Here is a 16,837-nt window from a genome sequence, read left to right as displayed (position 1 = left end):
CGTTGGTGATCACGCAACACCGCTCGGCCACAGTGATGGCATGACTGATGTGACTTCTGCGAAGAGTGCCCGCCGTCCCCACCACTGGCGGCGGGATCTCGTCGAGCTGGCCGCCATGTTCACCGCCGTCGCGGTCGCCGACGCCATCGCGAACATGGTCGGACACGGTCCGGACGGCCCGTTCCTGCTCGTCGCCTCGGCGGTGGCCCTCGTCGCCACGGCCGCCTTCCACACATGGTGGGCACGGCGCCATAGCCATGCGCCCCCGAGCCGAGCCGCCAAGCCCGCCGGGCCCGCCAGCCCCGTCGAAACCACGGCCGCCGAAGGGAGCCACCTCGAGGAGCCCACGACCGGGACGTCCCTGTGGCGGATGCGCACGACCGTCCGGGACGCCCCCGGCAGCCTCGCCGCGCTCTGCACCGCGCTGGCCCGCCACCGGGTCGACATCCTCACCCTGCAGACCCATCCGCTGACCGAGGGCACGGTGGACGAGTTCCTGCTCCGCGCCCCCGCGTCCCTCCCGGCCCAGGAGCTGAGCCGGGCGATCGCGGACGCGGGCGGCTCCGGAACCTGGATCGAGCGGGCCGACGCCCACGATCTGGTGGACACCCCCACCCGAGTGCTGGGCCTGGCCACGCGCACCGCCCTGGACGCGGCCGAACTCCCTCTCGCGCTGCGCCAGCTGCTCGGCCGCTGCACGATCCACTCGCTGCCCGCCGTCTCCCTGACCGGCAAGCCCACCGGCCAGACCCCTCCCGTGGAGGGCGTGCTGGAGGAGACGACGATGCGGCTGCGGGACCCGAACGGCGGCGCGATCACCATCGAGCGCCCCTACCTTCCGTTCACCCCGACCGAGTTCGCCCGGGCCCGCGCCCTGGTCGAGCTGGACGCCCGGCTCGGCCCCCGTCTCCCGCGCAGCCGGGACGTGCTCACCCTCCCCGAGGGCAACGAGATCACCGTGCGCCGGGCCGACCAGCGCGACGTCCCGGCGGCCCGAGCCATGCACGACCGCTGCTCCGACCGCACCCTGAGCCTGCGCTACCACGGCCCGGTCGGGGACGCGGACCGCTACCTCAGCCATCTGCTCAGCCCGCGCTTCGGCCGCACCCTCGCCGTGCAGACGGCGTCCGGCCGGCTCGTCGCGCTCGGCCATCTGCTCTGGGACGGCGACGAGACCGAGGTGGCGCTGCTCGTCGAGGACGACTGGCAGCGCCGCGGCATCGGCGCCGAGCTGCTCGCCCGGCTGGTCGACCTCGCGGTCGAGGCCGGCTGCGGCAGCGTGTACGCGGTCACCCAGTCGTCGAACACGGGTATGGTCGCGGCCATGCGCGGCCTCGGCCTGCCGCTCGACTACCAGATCGAGGAGGGCACCCTGGTCGTCACCGCCCGACTCGACGCGACGCCCGGGCGTCGGCCGGCGCCTCGCTACGAACAGGCTGAGCGCTGAGGGCCTCGGTCAGATCGCGCCACAGGTCCTCGACGTCCTCCAGACCGACCGACAGGCGCAGCAGCCGGTCGCTGACGCCCGCCGAGCGCCGGTCTCCCTCGGCCACGATCCGGTGGCTGATCGAGGCCGGGTGCTGGATGAGGGTGTCGACGCTGCCGAGGCTGACGGCCGGCGTGATCAGCCGTACGCCCGAGATCACCCGGTGCGGGTCGCCGTACACCTCGAAGGCGACCATCGCCCCGCCGATCCGCGGATAGTGCACCTGGGCGATCCGCGGGTCGGCGGCCAGCCGGCAGGCCAGGTCGGCCGCGGTGGCCGACGCGGCCCGGACGCGCACCGGCAGCGTGGACAGTCCGCGCAGCAGCAGATAGCCGGCCATCGGGTGCAGGACGCCGCCGGTGGCGAACCGGACCTGGCGCAGCTTGCGGGCGAACTCCTCGTCGCAGGCCACCACGCCGCCCATGACGTCGCCGTGCCCGCCCAGGTACTTCGTCGCGCTGTGCAGCACGATGCGGGCGCCCTCTTCCAGGGGCCGCTGGAGCACGGGCGTGGCGAAGGTGCTGTCGACCAGCAGCGGGACCGAGCCGCAGGCGTGGCGCACGGCGCGCAGGTCGACCTCGGCGAGGGTGGGGTTCGCGGGCGTCTCCACCATGACCAGACCGGTGTCGGGCCGGATCGCGTCGGCGATGCCCGCCGGATCGGTCCAGGTCACCTCGGTGCCGAGCAGCCCGGCGTCGAGCAGATGGTCGCTGCATCCGTACAGCGGCCGGACGGCGACCACGTGCCGCAGCCCCATGCCGGCCCGTACGAGCAGTACGGCGGTGAGAGCCGCCATCCCGCTGGCGAAGGCCACCGCGGCCTCCGCGCCTTCCAGCTTGGCCAGGGCCGTCTCGAAGCGCGCATTGGTGGGGTTGTCCAGCCGGGCGTAGACCGGCGGCCCCTCCAGCCGTGCGCCGGTGGTGGCGAAGGCGTCGATCCGACCGGCCTCGCCTGCGGCGTCGTACGACGGATAGGTCGTGGACAGGTCGATCGGCGGCGCGTGCACGCCCAGCTCGGCGAGGTCTTCGCGACCGGCGTGCACGGCTTCGGTGGCCAGTGCCCGGGGTACGGCAGCGGCGAATGCGTTCTCCATGGCGGCACTGTGAACACTTACCGGTAGGTAATGGCCAAAGCCCGTGCTACGTTCGACGAATGGCTGAAACTGTCGCACTGGACACGGTGGACCTGCACATACTCCGCCTGCTGCAGAACGACGCCCGGACCACCTATCGCGATCTCGCAGCCGAGGTCGGAGTGGCTCCCTCCACCTGTCTGGACCGGGTCACCAGGCTCCGCCGATCCGGAGTGATCCTCGGACACCGGCTCGCCCTGGACCCCGCACGACTGGGGCGCGGGCTGCAGGCGCTGCTGTCCGTACAGGTGCGTCCGCACCGGCGCGAGCTGATCGGCCCCTTCGTGGAGCGCGTCCGCGGGCTGCCCGAGTCGCTGTCCCTGTTCCACCTCACCGGGCCCGACGACTACCTGGTGCATGTGGCGGTCAAGGACACCGCGGATCTCCAGCGTCTGGTCCTGGACGAGTTCACCTCGCGGCCTGAAGTCGCCCGTGTGGAAACCCGGTTGATCTTCCAGCAGTGGGACTGCGGGCCGCTGCTTCCGCCGACCCCGGGCGACTGAGATCCATTGGTGGTGACGTGGAGGGCCCACTCGTATGAGGATGTGAGCATGCCAGTTTCTTCCAGCAGCTCGCTGCCCCGCCAGGTCGCCGACGCCTATGTCGACGCGCTCATCGAACTCGACCCCACGATCGGCACTTACCTGGGCCGGAGGGAGAGCTCCGGCCTTCTTCCCGACTATTCGCCCGCCGGACAGGAGGCGTTGGCCGCACTCGCCCGCGACACGCTCGCCCGGCTCGACGACGCCGAGAAGCTGCCGGGCGCCGAGGACGAGGTGGAACGGCGCTGCGGCCGGCTGTTGCGAGAGCGTCTGACGGCCGAACTCGCCGTGCACGAAGCGGAGGAGGGGCTCCGCACGGTGAGCAACATGCGCTCTCCCGCGCACGCCGTGCGCGAGGTCTTCACGGTGACGCCCACCGAGACGGACGAGGACTGGGCGGCCGTCGCGCAGCGACTGCGGGCGGTGCCCGACGCGTTGGAGGGATACCGCGCATCGCTCGAGCTGGGGCTCGAGCGCGAGCTCTTGGGGGGCCCGCGCGCGACGGAGACCTTCATCGGCCAGCTGACCGAGTGGATCGGGACGGATCAGGGCTGGTTCGAGGAGTTCGCGGCGGACGGCCCCGACGCGCTCCGCGCCGAACTGCACGAGGCGGCTCGCTCGGCGACCGGGGCGGTGGCGGCGCTGCGCGACTGGATGCGCGAGGTGTACGCCCCGGCCGTCGTGGACGCGCCCGACACCTGCGGCCGCGAGCGCTACGCCCGCTGGTCGCGCTTCTTCAACGGCACGGACCTCGACCTCGACGAGGCGTACGCGTACGGCTGGTCCGAGTACCACCGGCTGCTGGCCGAGATGAAGATCGAGGCGGACAAGATCGTTCCCGGGGCGGGGCCCTGGGAGGCGCTCGCGCATCTCGACGTGCACGGAGAGCACATCGAGGGCGTGGACGAGGTGCGCGTCTGGCTGCAGAAGCTGATGGACGAGGCGATCGAGGCGCTGGACGGCACGCACTTCGAACTCGCCGACCGGGTACGGAAGGTGGAGTCCCGCATCGCGCCGCCCGGCAGCGCGGCGGCGCCGTACTACACCGGCCCGTCCGAGGACTTCAGCCGGCCCGGCCAGACCTGGCTGCCGACCATGGGCGCGACCCGCTTCCCGGTGTACGACCTGGTGTCGACCTGGTACCACGAGGGCGTGCCGGGCCACCATCTGCAGATCGCGCAGTGGGTGCACGTCGCGGACCAGCTCTCCCGCTACCAGGCGACGATCGGCGGGGTCAGCGCCAACGCCGAGGGATGGGCGCTGTACGCGGAGCGGCTGATGGACGAGCTGGGCTTCCTGCCCGACGCGGAGCGCAGGCTCGGCTATCTGGACGCGCAGATGATGCGCGCGTGCCGGGTGATCGTGGACATCGGCATGCATCTGGGCCTGGAGATCCCGGCGGACTCGCCGTTCCACCCGGGCGAGCGGTGGACGCCGGAGCTGGGCCAGGAGTTCTTCGGCAACCACAGCGGCCGCCCGGCCGACTTCGTGGAGAGCGAGCTGACGCGCTACCTCTCGGTCCCGGCCCAGGCGATCGGCTACAAGCTGGGCGAGCGCGCGTGGCTGCTGGGCCGCGAGAACGCCCGCAAGGCGCGCGGCGACGCATTCGACGCGAAGGCCTGGCACATGGCGGCGCTGTCGCAGGGCTCGCTGGGCCTGGACGACCTGGTGGACGAGCTGTCGAAGCTCTGACCGATACCCCGCCGACCAGGCTCGCGGCCCGTGCCTGGGCGGGCTCCCGCGCCGCGCTGCGGGAGGGGGTGCGGGCCGACGGCGGGGCGCAGGGCCTGACGGCGGGAACACGCTGGGCCACGCGTCGGCCCGCACGCCGGAGGCGACCGCCGCGTCCAGCGCAGACGGCGGCCTCACGCCACCAGGCGCTCGACGCACTGCGGGGGCGGTGCGGGACTCCTCCCGTAGCGCCCCCGCCTCGCCGTGTCAGCAGCCGCAGGCGGCGTCGATGGGCGCCGTCAGCGGGTCCGCTTCGCGCTTCGCTTCGCCCTCCCATGTCTCGTAGGCGAAGCCCTCGCGGGCCCAGTACTCGAATCCGCCGAGCATCTCCTTGACCTGGTAGCCCCGTTCGGCCAGGGCCAGCGCGGACCGCGTCGCGCCGTTGCAGCCGGGGCCCCAGCAGTACGTGACGACCGGCACGGACTTGTCCAGCAACTGCTCCGCCTGCTCGGGGATCAGCGCCGTCGGCAGGTGGATCGCGCCGGGCACGTGCCCCTGGTCCCAGGACGCGGTGGACCGGGAGTCGACGACGACGAAGCCGGGGTCGCCGCCCGCCGCCAGCGCGGAGGCGACGTCGGAGACGTCGGCGTGGAAGGCCAGGCTCGCCGCGAAGTACGCGGCGGCCGCGGCGGCCGCGGCGGGCGAGGCCGGCGGGACGCGAAGGACCGAGTTCGTGGTGAGCTGCGTCGTTGTCATGACGGAGAATCTACGATCGTTGATCGTTCCCATGAAGTGAGAATCCACGGCGCTTGTCTTGATCAGCCGGGGATTCCCCTGTTGTCTAGCGGGCATGACCGGATATTCACCGGACGCCACGGACTGGCGCATCCTCGAAGCCCTGCAGAACCAGGGCCGGGCCACCTTCGCAGAGCTGGCCAGGGCCGTCGCCATGTCGCCGAGCGCCGTCACCGAGCGGGTGCGGCGGCTGGAGGAGGCCGGGGTGATCACCGGCTACACCGCGGTGGTGGACCACGACCGGATCGGGCTGCCGATCCTCGCGTTCGTACGGCTCCGCTACCCGAACGGCAACTACAAGCCGTTCCACGATCTGCTGGAGACCACGCCCGAGATACTCGAGGCGCACCATGTGACGGGCGACGACTGCTTCGTGCTGAAGGTCGCCGCCCGTTCCATGAGCCATCTCGAGGAGGTCGCGGGCCGCATCGGCGCGCTCGGCTCGGTGACGACGAGCATCGTCTACTCCTCCCCGCTGCCGCGCCGCCCGATCAGCCGCTGAGCGACGCGCTCCGGGGACCGCTATACCGCCCCGGAGGCCTCGCGGAGCCGTACCGCGGAGCCGTGCCGCGCCTTGACGACCTCCAGCTGGGCGGGGATGCGGCGGCGAAGGTCCGCGACATGGCTGACGATCCCGACGCTGCGGTCCCTCTCCCGCAGCGAGTCGAGCACGTCGAGCACCTCGTCCAGGGTCTGGTCGTCGAGGCTGCCGAAGCCCTCGTCGATGAAGAGGGTGTCCAGCTGTACGCCGCCGGCCTCGTCGGTCACCACGTCGGCGAGGCCGAGCGCGAGAGCGAGCGAGGCGAAGAACGTCTCGCCGCCCGACAGCGTCGCCGTGTCCCGCTCGCTGCCGGTCCACGCGTCCACCACGTGCAGCCCCAGCCCGGCGCGCTTGCCGCCGACCCGGGCGTCGGAGTGCACGAGGGTGTAGCGGCCGGCCGACATGCGCTGAAGCCGTACGGTCGCGGCCGCGGCGACCTGCTCCAGCCGGGCGGCCAGCACATACGACTCCAGGCGCATCTTGCGCTCGTTGTCGGCCGAGGTGCCGGCGGTGAGCCCGGCGAGCCGCGCCACCCGGTCGTACTCCTCGCGCAGCGGGCCGAGCCGGCGCCGCTCCGTCGCCGCGTCGCGCGAGAGCCGGTCGAGCTCGCCGCACCGCTCGCGGGCGGCGGCGAGCGCCGACGCGGCGTCGCGCAGGGCGCGTTCGGCCTGTTCGTGGGCGGCCACAGCGGCGTCGGTCTCGGCGGGCGGGCGCTCGGCCGCGCTGCGGGCGTCCTGCTCGGCGAGCCGGTCGGCGACCGCGGCGGCCTCGGTCTGCCAGGCGTCGATACGGTGCTGGAGGTCGCGCTGCTCGGCGTCGGCGACGAGCGCCGCGGCGGCAGCCCTCGGCGTCTCGAAGCCGGCCCGGAACGCGGCGTCGGCGAGCCGGTCGTCCGCCTCCTTCAGGCGCTGCGCGGTGACGTCGACCGCGCGCACGGCCTCCGCCGCCTCGGCGAGGATGCCCACCCTGCGCTCCAGCAGGTCGGCGCGCTCGGCGACGCTGTCGGCGCCGTCCCGGGCAGCGGTCAACTCGCGCTCCAGCGCGCCCTGTTCACGGTCGAGGGCCTCGCGCTGGGCAGTACGCGCGGTGGCGCGCAGCTCGGCCTGCTGCTGTGCGGCCAGACGCCGCTCCCGCTCGCGCTCGGCGCGGTCGAGGGCTTCCTGGGCGGCGTGCGTGCCGGAGGCCACCTGGTGCGCCTGCGCGTGGTCGCGCTCCAGCTGCTCCACCGCGGAGAGCAGTCGGGCGACCTCGGGGTCGTCGGCTTCGGCGCCGGCGTGCTCCGAGGCCTGCGCCCCACCGGTCCCTTGCGTCCCACCGGCTCCCTGCGGCGCTCGCGCCTCCTCGCGGGCGGCCGCGAACGCCTCGCGCAGCACGGCCAGTTCGCGCTCCGCCTCCGCCTTCGCCGCGTCGGCGAGGCTGTACCGCTCGTACGCGGACTCCTCCGCCGTACGGTCCACGTGCCCGTCTCCGGCGCGGGCCGGCGCCGGGTGGTCGGCGGAGCCGCAGACCGCGCACGGCTCCCCCGGCGCCAGCGCGGTGGCCAACTCGGCGGCGATGCCCCGCAGTCGGCGCTCCTTGAGGTCCAGCCAGCTCTCGTGCGCCGCGTTGGCCTGTTCACGGGCCGTGCGCAGCCGGTCCTCGGCCAGCTCGACGCGGGTCGCGAGCCGGTCCCGCTCCCGCGCGGCGTGCAGTCTGCGGCGGGCCGGTTCGAGCTGGCCGCTGAGGTGCTCGGCGCGGGTGGCGGCCTCCTGGGCCGCCGCGATCCGCTCCTGGCACTCGCGCCGCAGGCTCTCCCAGCCGGTCAGCCAGCCCGCCGCGTCCTGGAGGATCTCGTCGTCCGCCCGGGCCTGGCGGTCCAGTTCCCCGCGCTCGCGGGTGATCTCGGCGCTGCGCCGCTCGGCCCGGCGGGCGGCCTCGATGCCGCCGAGGTCCTCGCGGAGCCGGCGCTCCAGCCCCGCCAGCTGCTCCGCTCCGGCGTCGGCGAGGTCGGGGGGCAGCTTCGCCCTGATCCGCTCCCGGTCCGCGCTCGCGCTCCGGTGCTCGCGCTCGGCGTCCTCGCGCAGCCGCAGCGCGGGCTCCACCCACTCCGCCTTACGGGCCCGGTCCAGCCGCGCCTGCGCCTGCTCGCGCTCCGGACGGCGCTCTTCGAGTGCGTGGGAGCGCTCGCGGGCGTCCTCGTAGCGCAGTTGCAGCCGGGCCAGTTCGCGTGCGTCGTCCAGATCGTGCCGTGCGGCGGCCTGCCGGCTCTCGGTCGCGGCGAGCGCGCACTCGGCGATGTCCAGCATCTCGCGGGCGCCCGCGCGGGCGACGGCCGCCCAGGCGAGAACGGCTTCGGCGAGCCCGGGGTCGCCCGGCTGCTGCTGCGGCGCCGGCCAGCCGCCGGGCGCCGCGCCCGCGGCCTGCTCCATGCGGTGGGCGACCGTGAGGAGCCGCTCGTCCCCGGCGCGCACCTGCTGCTCGGCCGCGCGCCGCCGCTCCGCCAGGCGCTCCTCGACCGCCGCGAAGCGCCGGGTGTCGAAGAGCCGGCCGAGCAGCTTGCCGCGCGCCTCGGCGTCGGCGCGCAGAAAGCGCGAGAAGTCGCCCTGCGGGAGCAGGACGACCTGGCAGAACTGGTCGCGGCTCATGCCCAGGAGCTGGGTGATCTCCTCGCCGATCTCCTGGTGCGAGCGGCTCAGGGCCTTCCAGGCGTCCTCCGCGGCGTCGTACTCGCGCAGCCAGCTCTGGGCCTTCTCGGTGGTGAAGCCCCCCTTGCGGTTCTTCTTGGGGCGCGGCTGGGCGGGGCGGCGGGTGACCTCCAGCCGGCGGCCCCCCACGGTCAGTTCGAGGCTCACCTCGGTGAAGACCCCGGCCGGGGCGTGGTCGCTGCGCAGCGAGAGCCCGGGGCCCTGCCGTGCGCCGGGCACCGCGCCGTACAGCGCGAAGCAGACGGCGTCGAGGATGGACGTCTTGCCCGCGCCGGTCGGGCCGTGGAGCAGGAAGATCCCGGCGGCCGCGAGCGCGTCGAAGTCGACGTCCTGGCCGGCGCCGAAGGGTCCGAAGGCGGTGACGGTCAGCCGGTGCAGCCTCACCTGGCCACCTCGCGCACGTCCTCGTCGACCCGGACGTCGTCGAAGGCGCCGCGCAGCACGGTGCGCTCGCGCTCGTCGGGGCCGCTGCCGCCGCGCACATGGGCCACGAAGTCCTCCGCGATCTGCTGGTCGCTGCGTCCGCGCAGCCGCTGAGCGTACGAGGCCAGGGTGTCCTCGCCGGCGCGCTCGGGCTCGAAGACGAGGCTGAGGGTGTGGGGGAAGCGCTCGGTCAGGCGGGCCATCGGCTCGGCCGGGCGCACGGCGTCGGTGAGGGTCGCCTCGACGAACGACTGCTCGTGGACGTCGAGCGCCGGGTCGTCGAGCAGCGAGTCGAGCGTGCCGCGCAGCCGGGCGAGCGGGTGCGGCACGGGGCAGTCGATCCGCTCGGCCGTGATCTCGCCCCGCGCGCCGAGGTCGACGAGCCACATGGTCTTGCGGTGGCGGCTCTCGGAGAAGGAGTAGGCGAGCGGCGAGCCGGAGTAGCGCACGCGCTCGGTGATGGTCTGGCAGCCGTGCAGATGGCCGAGGGCGACATAGTCCACGCCGTGGAAGACCCCGGCGGGGACAGCGGAGACGCCGCCGACGGTGATGTCCCGTTCGCTGTCGCTCGCCTCGCCGCCCGCCACGAAGGCGTGGGCGAGGACGACGGAGCGGACGCCGGGGCCTCGGGTGGCGAGGTCGGCCCGGACGCGGTCCATGGCTGCCGCGAGCACCACGTGGTGCCGGGCCTTGTCGGCCTTGAACTCGTCTCTGACCAGGGCGGGTTCGAGATACGGCAGTCCATAGACGGCCACTTGGCCGTGGGCGTCGTCGAGGAGCACCGGGGAGGCGCATCCGGCGGGGTCCGTGCGCAGATGTATCCCGGCGCGCTCGATCAGGCCGGCGCCGACGCCGAGTCTGCGCGCCGAGTCGTGGTTCCCGGAGATCATGACGGTGGGCACGCCTGCGGCGGCGAGCCGGTGCAGCGCCGCGTCGAAGAGCTCGACGGCGGCGAGCGGCGGCACGGCCCGGTCGTATACGTCGCCCGCGACCAGCACCGCGTCCACCTCGCGTGCGCGCACGGTCTCGACCAGCCGGTCGAGGAACGCGGCCTGTGCGTCGAGCAGGCTCACCCGGTGGAACGACCGCCCCAGGTGCCAGTCCGACGTGTGCAGGAGTCTCATGATCCCCGAGCGTATCGGTGGGGTCGGACATCACGGGCGGGTTCAGGAGTCTCGGCCGCATCGGCCGTCCGGGCCGTGTCCGTGCTCGACGCCACACCCGCCACACCCGCCGCCGACGCCGCTGAAGTCGCCGAAGTCACAGGGGCAGCAACGGTCGCAGCGGTCGCAGGGAGCTCCGAGGTCGCCGACAGCACAGAGGTATAAGAGGCCGCAGAGGCCGCAGGCAGCTCAGACGTCTCCATACGCCTCACCCCCGAGCTCCAGCACCGCCGTGCCGGCCGTGGCGTCGGACAGCCAGGCGGTGAAGGCGTCGACGTCCGCGTCCGGCAGCCCGATCTCGATCGTCACCGCCTCGCCGTACCGGACGTCCCGGACATGACGCCCGGTCGCCCGCAGATCGTTCTCCAGCTTCCCCGCCCGCTGGTGGTCGACGGTGACCGAGGCGAGCCGGAAGCGCTGCCTGGTGATCGTGCCGACGGCGTCCAGGGCTTCGCCGACCGCCCCGCCGTACGCCCTGATCAGCCCGCCCGCGCCGAGCTTCACGCCGCCGTAGTACCGGGTCACGACGGCCACCGCGTACCGGACCTCGCGGCGCGTCAGCATCTGCAGCATGGGCACGCCCGCCGTGCCGCCGGGCTCGCCGTCGTCGCTTGCCTTCTGCACCGAGGCGTCGGCGCCGATCACATAGGCGAAGCAGTTGTGGGTCGCGGTCGGGTGCTCCTTGCGGATGCGCGCGACGAAGGCCTGCGCCTCCTCCTCGGTCGCGGCGGGGGCGAGCGCGCAGATGAAGCGCGATCTGTTGATCTCGGTCTCGTGGACGCCCTCGCGGGCGACCGTCCGGTACTGCTCCTGCATCCCGCCACCCTATGCGCCGCCCGGAGAGGATCGTTCCGCGCGGCTATAGCGCGCGCTTCTCGCCGCCCCCATAGGCGCGGGGAATCGCGGGCCGCGCCCGGCTGTTCCCCTCAGCAGGGCCAGAGAGCGTTATAGAGCAGCGTCATAGAGCACGATGGCCATCGAGAAGACCCGACCGCAGGAGGCAGTCTGTGCACGGCGACCCGGCGACCATCCGCAGGATCCTCACGGAGCTCGGCGACACCTGGGCGGTGGTGGGGCTGTCCGGCAATCGGGCGCGGGCGGCGTACGGCGTCGCCGAGGTGCTCCAGCGGTACGGCAAGAGGGTCGTGCCGGTGCATCCCAAGGCGGAGACGGTGCACGGGGAGAAGGGCTACGCCAGCCTCGCCGACATCCCCTTCGAGATCGACGTGGTCGACGTCTTCGTCAACTCCGACCTCGCCGGACAGGTCGCCGACGAGGCGGTCAAGGCGGGCGCCAAGGCGCTCTGGCTCCAGCTGGGCGTGATCGACGAGGCGGCCGCGGAGCGCTCCCGGGCGGCCGGGCTCGACGTCGTGATGGACCGCTGCCCCGCGATCGAGATCCCCCGCCTGGGCTGAGGGCCTCCTGGGCTGATGCTGGGCTGAGCGTCGCCAGGCCCTCGGGGCCTAGGGCGCGCGGCCCTCAGACGCCCAGGCCCTCGACGACGACCGCGCCCGGCAGCGCGGCGAAGACCTTGCCGGGCACGATGAGCTTGCCGCGCCGGCGGCCGCTGCCGATCAGCACCCACTCCGTGTCGACGACCGCGGAGTCCACGAGCAGCGGCCAGTCGGCGGGCAGCCCGATGGGCGTGATGCCGCCGTACTCCATGCCGGACTCGCCGGTCGCGAGCTCCATGGACGCGAACGACGCCTTGCGGGTGCCCAGTTGCCTGCGGACGACTCCGTTCACGTCCACCCGGGTGCTGGAGAGCACCAGGCACGCGGCCACCGTGGCGGCGCCGCCGCGCCTGCCCGCCACGACCACGCAGTTCGCCGACTGCTCGAGCAGCTCTTGGCCGTAGTGCTCCGTGAAGACGGCGGTGTCCGCGATCTCCGGGTCGGTGTCGACGTAGATCAGCTGCTCGGCGGGGACGTCTCCGCTCCAGGCGCGTACGGCGTCGGCGACCGGCCGCGTCAGCAGGTCGAGGCAGTCGGGAGCGGGCCGGGCGTCGTCGAAGGAGCCGATGGGAGCGCGCATACCGCCACGCTAACAGCGCCAGCCAGGGGTGCGGTTGACCGTCTCAGCGTGCGGGAACGACGGAGACCGCCATGGTCATGTCGACGGCCTCGGCGCCGTCGTTGCGGTAGCCGTGCGCGACGTTCGCCTCGAAGGCGGCGGAGGTTCCGGCGGGGACGGAGTGCGGTTCGCCGTCGACGAGCAGGGTCAGGACCCCGGCCGTGACGTGCAGCAGCTCCATCGTGCCGTCGGGGTGGGGGTCGGAGGCGCTGCTGTCGCCGGGCATCAGATGCCAGGACCACAGCTCCAGGGGCCCCGGGCTGTCGGCGCCGACCAGCAGCGTGGTGTGGCTGCCGGTCGAGGTGGACCACATCCGTACGGCCTTCTCCGGGGGCACGAGGCGCACCTGCGGCGGCTGCTCCGCGTCGAGGAGCGCGGCGATGGAGACGCCCAGGGCGTCGGCGAGCTTCACCGTGGTCCCCACGCTCGGGTTCGTGCGCGCCTGCTCGATCTGGATGATCATGCCGCGGCTGACCCCCGCGCGGGCGGCGAGGGCGTCGAGGGTGAGGCCGCGTTCGCCGCGCCAGTGCTTGAGGTTGCGGGCGAGGGACTGTGTGAGCTGGTCGAGGTCCGACACATTCCGTCCAATATCTTAGATGGCATAGTTCAATAAAGTGAACTACGGTGTGCTGCACCAGAACGTTCAATGCACTGTACTGCGAGGCCCCCTATGACCGCACTCTTCGCCCTGGCCACCAGCCTGCTCTACGGGCTGGCCGACTTCGGCGGCGGGCTGCTCACCCGCCGCACCCCGGCGCTGACCGTCGTCGTCGCCTCGCAGACGATCGCGGTCGTGGTGCTCGGCGCGATCGTCGTCGCCACCGGCGGCTTCTCCGAGGCGGGCCCTCAGCTCTGGTACGCCGTGGCGGCGGGCGCGGTGGGCCCGGTGGCGATGCTCTGCTTCTACAAGGCGCTCGCCCTCGGCCCGATGGGCGTCGTCTCGCCGCTGGGCTCCCTCAGCGTGGCGGTGCCGGTCGGCGTGGGGCTCGTCATGGGCGAGCGGCCCGGCCTGCTCCAGTTCGCCGGGATCGCGGTGGCGGTGGCCGGAGTGATCCTGGCCGGCGGGCCCCAGCTGCGCGGGGCGGCGGTGCAGCGGCAGGCGATCGTGCTGACGGTGGTGGCGGCGTTCGGGTTCGGCGCGGTGCTGGCGCTGATCGCCGAGGCCTCGTCGACCCTCACCGGGCTGTTCCTCGCCCTCTTCGTACAGCGCGTCGCCAATGTGACGGTCGGCGGCGCGGCCCTGTTCGTCTCGGTGCGCCGGGGCGGTCGCGCACTGCCCGAGGAGGGCGGGATGCGGGTGCTGTGGCGGTCGCTGCCCGCGCTCGCGTTCGTGGGCCTCGCGGACGTCGCCGCCAACGGCACGTACTCCATCGCCGCGCAGACCGGACCCGTCACCGTCGCGGCGGTCCTCGCGAACCTCTACCCGGTGGTCACGGTCGTGGCCGCGCTGATCTTCCTCAAGGAGCGGCTGCGCGTCGTCCAGGCGACGGGAGCGGGCCTGGCGCTGGTCGGCACGGTCCTGCTGGCGAGCGGCTGACGAGCACCGGCCGCCACCCGCTCCCCGCCTCCGGCTAGGGAGTCTCGGGCTCCAGGTCGGCGAGCGCGACCAGCTGCTCGGACGTGACGCCTTCGGGGATCGGCACGGGAGCGGGGGTGCGCAGCGGAGGCTGCCATCCCAGCTCCGGATCCCAGCTCCGCACGACCCGAGCGGGCGCGCCCGCGACGACCGAGTGGTCGGGGACGTCGCCGCGCACGACGGCGCCTGCGGCGACCACCACGTTGCGCCCGAGCCGCGCGCCGGGCAGGACGACCGCGCCGGTCCCCAGCCAGCAGCCGGGGCCGATCTCGACGGGCTCGGCGCGCGGCCACTGCCTGCCGACGGGCTCGTGGGGGTCGTCGTAGCTGTGGTTGGTGGAGGTGATGTAGACGTACGGGCCGCAGTACGTGTCCGAGCCGATGGTCACACGGGTGTCGGCGATGACGTGGCTGCCGCGGCCCAGGACGACGCCGTCCCCGAGCGTGAGGATGGGGTCGGGCCCGAGGTCGAGCCCGGGGAGCATCCCCGCGGTGAGGGTGACCTGCTCGGCGATGATGCAGTGGTCGCCGATCTCGATCCACGCCTCGCCGAAGACGGTGCCCTGGGGAAAGGCCAGCCGGGTGCCCGGCCCGAGCCGCCGGAACCGCAGCGGTCCGGGGTGCTCGGCGGTGACGGAGCCGGTCTCCTGCACCCAGCGCCAGCCGCGCTGCACGGCGCGTGCGAGGACGCGCCGTCGCCAGGCGGCGAGCGAGGAGAACGTGTCTCTGTTCTTGGGCACCCGCACACGGTAGTCGCCCGACCTGGCCTGATCACGGCGGTCCGCTGTGATGTTCGCCCCACGGGGAGGGCGTTCGCCGCCGCCTGCGGCCGTGTGCCGCGGGGCAAAGGCGGCGCCGTCGGACTCGGCCGCCGGGGGCACGCGCGCCCTGCCCGGCCCGGCGCGCGGCGCGAAAGCTCCGCAGCGAGCCCAGCGCCTCAACTCGCCGTAGACGTTGAATATATGACGGTCCATCGGCTGGGATGGCCGAAAATCACTGCGGCAACGGCGCCGCTGCGCCTCTCCCGCCCCTCTCGTCCCGCCCGTCACACGGTCCGCGGCCGTTTCGCACCCGGCATATGCGCCCGTCCGCTGGTTCACGCCACGGTCGTACATCTACCACGGTGAGCGAACAGGCACGGTGAGTTCGGGACGAAGTCCACCGTTGTGTGGGCAGTCCGGTTCCTCTCGCCTCACCGCGATGCCCGCGTGACTAGCATGAGCGCCACATGCGAGCGGAAGATCACCGTCAACTTGGTTGACCCGTACCGCAGTTGTTCCCGCACTCGAGCAGCGAGGGATCGCGGAATGTCAGTGCCAGTCGCCCCTACACCGCACCGGATACGCACCTCGCGGCCGTTACCGGCGGCCATACCGCCGGCGGCGCTCATCGTGGCCTCCGCGGGCGGGGGCGCGGTGACGGCGGCGGCGCCGGCCGCGGCCCGGGTCTGGGTCGCCGGCGCCGTCGCCGGCGCCTGGCTGATCGTGGCGCTCACCGTCGTCCTCGCCACGCTGAGCATGCGGCGCCTGCGCGCGGCGGCCGCCCGAGCCGACGGCGACATGCGCACCGCCCAGGGCCAGTCAGCGCAGACCAGCGCCGATTCCGCCCATCTCGTGAACGTCACCCTCCCCTCCGTCGTCAAACGGCTCCGCGACGGCGAGAGCGCCGACGACACCCTCGCCGCCGCCCGTCAGCCGCACGATCCCCAGCTGCGACGCGTGCTCCAGCTCTTCGCCTCCGAGGTAGCCGCCGGGGAGCGTCGCGCGCAGCGCGCGGCGGCCGACAGCGCCCTGGCCGTACGCCAGTTGAGCGCGGCGGCCGACGGCCTGGACCGGCTGACCGCCGTGACGCTGCCCGCCGCCGTCGCCTGTCTGCGCGGCGGCGCCTCCGCCGAGACCGCGCTCGCCGAGCTGGAGCTGCCGGCCGACGCACGGCTGCGGATCGTCATGGACACCATGGTGCGCGAGCTCGCCCTCAGCGAGCGGCGGGCCGCCGTCGCCCAGGGCGCCAGCGCCAGGGCGCTGAGCCGGGTGCAGGCCAAGGCCGTGAGCATGCTCGCCGATCTGCGCACGATGCAGGACCGCCACGGCGAAGAGGTCTTCGGCGATCTCCTCATGCTCGACCACAACACCTCGCAGCTCGGCCTGATGACCGACCGGCTGGCGCTGCTGATGGGCGGCCGGGCGAGCCGGTCGTGGAACAAGCCCATCGCGATGGAGTCCATCCTGCGCGGCGCGGCGGGCCGGATCGCCGCCTACCAGCGGGTCAGGCTCCACTCCACCAGCACCGCCGCGATCGCCGGGTTCGCCGCCGAGGGCGTGATGCATCTGCTCGCCGAGCTGATGGACAACGCGGCGAACTTCTCGCCGCCGATCGACGAGGTGCACGTCTACGTCGAGGAGCGCACCGCCGGTCTGGTGGTGACGATCGAGGACAGCGGTCTGAAGATGGCGGGCGCGGCGATGCGCCGCGCCGAGGAGGCGGTGTCCGGGAAGGTCACCGACCTCGCCGCGCTGCAGGGCACCCGGCTGGGTCTGGCCGTCGTGGGCCGGCTGGCCGCCAAATACCGTATGAGCGTCAACTTCCGGCCCTCGTCCCGGGGCGGCACCGGCGTCGTCGTGCTCTTCCCGCCGCAGCTGCTGGCCCAGCAGCGCACCGCGCCCGCCGTGCAGGCCGCGCGCCCGCCGCTGACCGGCCCCGGGCCCCAGAAGCCGCCGGTCCGGCGCGGCGCCCCCGCGCACGCCTCCCCGCC

The 16,837-nt window shown here is 73.6% G+C and carries 15 protein-coding genes; 7 read left to right on the top strand and 8 right to left on the bottom strand.

The window, feature by feature from the left end:
* The first annotated feature begins 40 nt into the window (after positions 1-40).
* The gene (locus AB0M39_RS25705; RefSeq protein WP_365368244.1) at positions 41-1,447 is read left to right on the top strand and encodes a GNAT family N-acetyltransferase; all 1,407 of its coding nucleotides are present in this window, start codon (positions 41-43) and stop codon (positions 1,445-1,447) included.
* Here the strand turns inward: AB0M39_RS25705 and AB0M39_RS25700 are convergent.
* Positions 1,380-2,579 (bottom strand): PLP-dependent transferase, encoded by a 1,200-nt coding sequence (locus AB0M39_RS25700; protein WP_365368243.1) that lies wholly within the window; start codon positions 2,577-2,579, stop codon positions 1,380-1,382. The two genes, AB0M39_RS25705 and AB0M39_RS25700, sit on opposite strands and share 68 nt — an antisense overlap.
* A 59-nt stretch (positions 2,580-2,638) precedes the next feature.
* Between AB0M39_RS25700 and AB0M39_RS25695 the strand changes: the two genes are divergently transcribed.
* Together AB0M39_RS25695 and AB0M39_RS25690 are read left to right on the top strand one after the other, a co-directional pair.
* Positions 2,639-3,121, top strand: a complete 483-nt coding sequence (locus tag AB0M39_RS25695; RefSeq protein WP_365368242.1) for an Lrp/AsnC family transcriptional regulator — start codon at positions 2,639-2,641, stop codon at positions 3,119-3,121.
* Between the two features lie 48 nt (positions 3,122-3,169).
* Positions 3,170-4,852, top strand: a complete 1,683-nt coding sequence (locus AB0M39_RS25690) for a DUF885 domain-containing protein (RefSeq protein WP_365368241.1) — start codon at positions 3,170-3,172, stop codon at positions 4,850-4,852.
* A 246-nt stretch (positions 4,853-5,098) separates the two neighbouring features.
* On the opposite strand, the gene AB0M39_RS25685 is transcribed toward AB0M39_RS25690, so the two are convergent.
* The gene (locus tag AB0M39_RS25685; protein ID WP_365368240.1) at positions 5,099-5,587 is read right to left on the bottom strand and encodes a rhodanese-like domain-containing protein; all 489 of its coding nucleotides are present in this window, start codon (positions 5,585-5,587) and stop codon (positions 5,099-5,101) included.
* Positions 5,588-5,681: 94 nt separating this feature from the next.
* Here AB0M39_RS25685 and AB0M39_RS25680 point away from each other — a divergent pair, with 94 nt between their 5' ends.
* The gene (locus AB0M39_RS25680; RefSeq protein ID WP_365368239.1) at positions 5,682-6,128 is read left to right on the top strand and encodes an Lrp/AsnC family transcriptional regulator; all 447 of its coding nucleotides are present in this window, start codon (positions 5,682-5,684) and stop codon (positions 6,126-6,128) included.
* Between the two features lie 20 nt (positions 6,129-6,148).
* Here the strand turns inward: AB0M39_RS25680 and AB0M39_RS25675 are convergent, their stop codons facing one another.
* The 3 genes from AB0M39_RS25675 to AB0M39_RS25665 all read right to left on the bottom strand — a co-directional run bounded on the left by AB0M39_RS25675 (position 6,149) and on the right by AB0M39_RS25665 (position 11,253).
* Positions 6,149-9,235: an SMC family ATPase gene (locus tag AB0M39_RS25675; protein WP_365368238.1), complete on the bottom strand. Its 3,087-nt coding sequence runs from the start codon at positions 9,233-9,235 to the stop codon at positions 6,149-6,151.
* A complete protein-coding gene (locus tag AB0M39_RS25670) occupies positions 9,232-10,398 on the bottom strand; it encodes an exonuclease SbcCD subunit D (protein WP_365368237.1) in 1,167 nt (388 codons plus the stop codon). Before AB0M39_RS25670 ends, AB0M39_RS25675 begins: the two co-directional genes overlap by 4 nt.
* 228 nt (positions 10,399-10,626) lie before the next feature.
* Positions 10,627-11,253: a YigZ family protein gene (locus tag AB0M39_RS25665; RefSeq protein WP_365368236.1), complete on the bottom strand. Its 627-nt coding sequence runs from the start codon at positions 11,251-11,253 to the stop codon at positions 10,627-10,629.
* Between the two features lie 191 nt (positions 11,254-11,444).
* Here AB0M39_RS25665 and AB0M39_RS25660 point away from each other — a divergent pair, with 191 nt between their 5' ends.
* Positions 11,445-11,852, top strand: a complete 408-nt coding sequence (locus tag AB0M39_RS25660; RefSeq protein ID WP_365368235.1) for a CoA-binding protein — start codon at positions 11,445-11,447, stop codon at positions 11,850-11,852.
* Between the two features lie 64 nt (positions 11,853-11,916).
* Here the strand turns inward: AB0M39_RS25660 and AB0M39_RS25655 are convergent, their stop codons facing one another.
* Both AB0M39_RS25655 and AB0M39_RS25650 read right to left on the bottom strand, forming a co-directional pair.
* Complete coding sequence (locus tag AB0M39_RS25655; RefSeq protein WP_365368234.1) at positions 11,917-12,471, bottom strand: YbaK/EbsC family protein; 555 nt, start codon at positions 12,469-12,471, stop codon at positions 11,917-11,919.
* A gap of 43 nt (positions 12,472-12,514) precedes the next feature.
* Entirely contained in the window at positions 12,515-13,087 is a 573-nt protein-coding gene (locus AB0M39_RS25650) for an XRE family transcriptional regulator (protein WP_365368233.1), read from the bottom strand.
* Between the two features lie 93 nt (positions 13,088-13,180).
* On the opposite strand from AB0M39_RS25650, the gene AB0M39_RS25645 reads away from it, so the two are divergent.
* Complete coding sequence (locus tag AB0M39_RS25645) at positions 13,181-14,047, top strand: DMT family transporter (protein ID WP_365368232.1); 867 nt, start codon at positions 13,181-13,183, stop codon at positions 14,045-14,047.
* Positions 14,048-14,081: 34 nt separating this feature from the next.
* Here the strand turns inward: AB0M39_RS25645 and AB0M39_RS25640 are convergent, their stop codons facing one another.
* Entirely contained in the window at positions 14,082-14,825 is a 744-nt protein-coding gene (locus AB0M39_RS25640; RefSeq protein WP_365368231.1) for a DapH/DapD/GlmU-related protein, read from the bottom strand.
* A 567-nt stretch (positions 14,826-15,392) separates the two neighbouring features.
* Between AB0M39_RS25640 and AB0M39_RS25635 the strand changes: the two genes are divergently transcribed.
* On the top strand, positions 15,393-16,837 hold a 1,445-nt coding region (locus tag AB0M39_RS25635; protein WP_365368230.1), incomplete at its 3' end, for an ATP-binding protein.

The sequence above is a fragment of the Streptomyces sp. NPDC051907 genome, assembly GCF_040681075.1.
Lineage (GTDB): Bacteria > Actinomycetota > Actinomycetes > Streptomycetales > Streptomycetaceae > Streptomyces.
The sequence above is the reverse complement of the archived record's forward strand: the minus strand, read 5'-3'. Positions and strand labels throughout refer to the sequence as shown.

What these genes read in the sequence shown, in the direction of transcription:
- AB0M39_RS25700 (WP_365368243.1), bottom strand. Translation starts at nt 2,579, where the DNA reads ATGGAGAACGCATTCGCCGCTGCCGTACCCCGGGCACTGGCCACCGAA.
- AB0M39_RS25655 (WP_365368234.1), bottom strand. Translation starts at nt 12,471, where the DNA reads ATGCGCGCTCCCATCGGCTCCTTCGACGACGCCCGGCCCGCTCCCGAC.
- AB0M39_RS25695 (WP_365368242.1), top strand. Translation starts at nt 2,639, where the DNA reads ATGGCTGAAACTGTCGCACTGGACACGGTGGACCTGCACATACTCCGC.
- AB0M39_RS25680 (WP_365368239.1), top strand. Translation starts at nt 5,682, where the DNA reads ATGACCGGATATTCACCGGACGCCACGGACTGGCGCATCCTCGAAGCC.
- AB0M39_RS25705 (WP_365368244.1), top strand. Translation starts at nt 41, where the DNA reads ATGACTGATGTGACTTCTGCGAAGAGTGCCCGCCGTCCCCACCACTGG.
- AB0M39_RS25645 (WP_365368232.1), top strand. Translation starts at nt 13,181, where the DNA reads ATGACCGCACTCTTCGCCCTGGCCACCAGCCTGCTCTACGGGCTGGCC.
- AB0M39_RS25670 (WP_365368237.1), bottom strand. Translation starts at nt 10,398, where the DNA reads ATGAGACTCCTGCACACGTCGGACTGGCACCTGGGGCGGTCGTTCCAC.
- AB0M39_RS25690 (WP_365368241.1), top strand. Translation starts at nt 3,170, where the DNA reads ATGCCAGTTTCTTCCAGCAGCTCGCTGCCCCGCCAGGTCGCCGACGCC.
- AB0M39_RS25665 (WP_365368236.1), bottom strand. Translation starts at nt 11,253, where the DNA reads ATGCAGGAGCAGTACCGGACGGTCGCCCGCGAGGGCGTCCACGAGACC.
- AB0M39_RS25685 (WP_365368240.1), bottom strand. Translation starts at nt 5,587, where the DNA reads ATGACAACGACGCAGCTCACCACGAACTCGGTCCTTCGCGTCCCGCCG.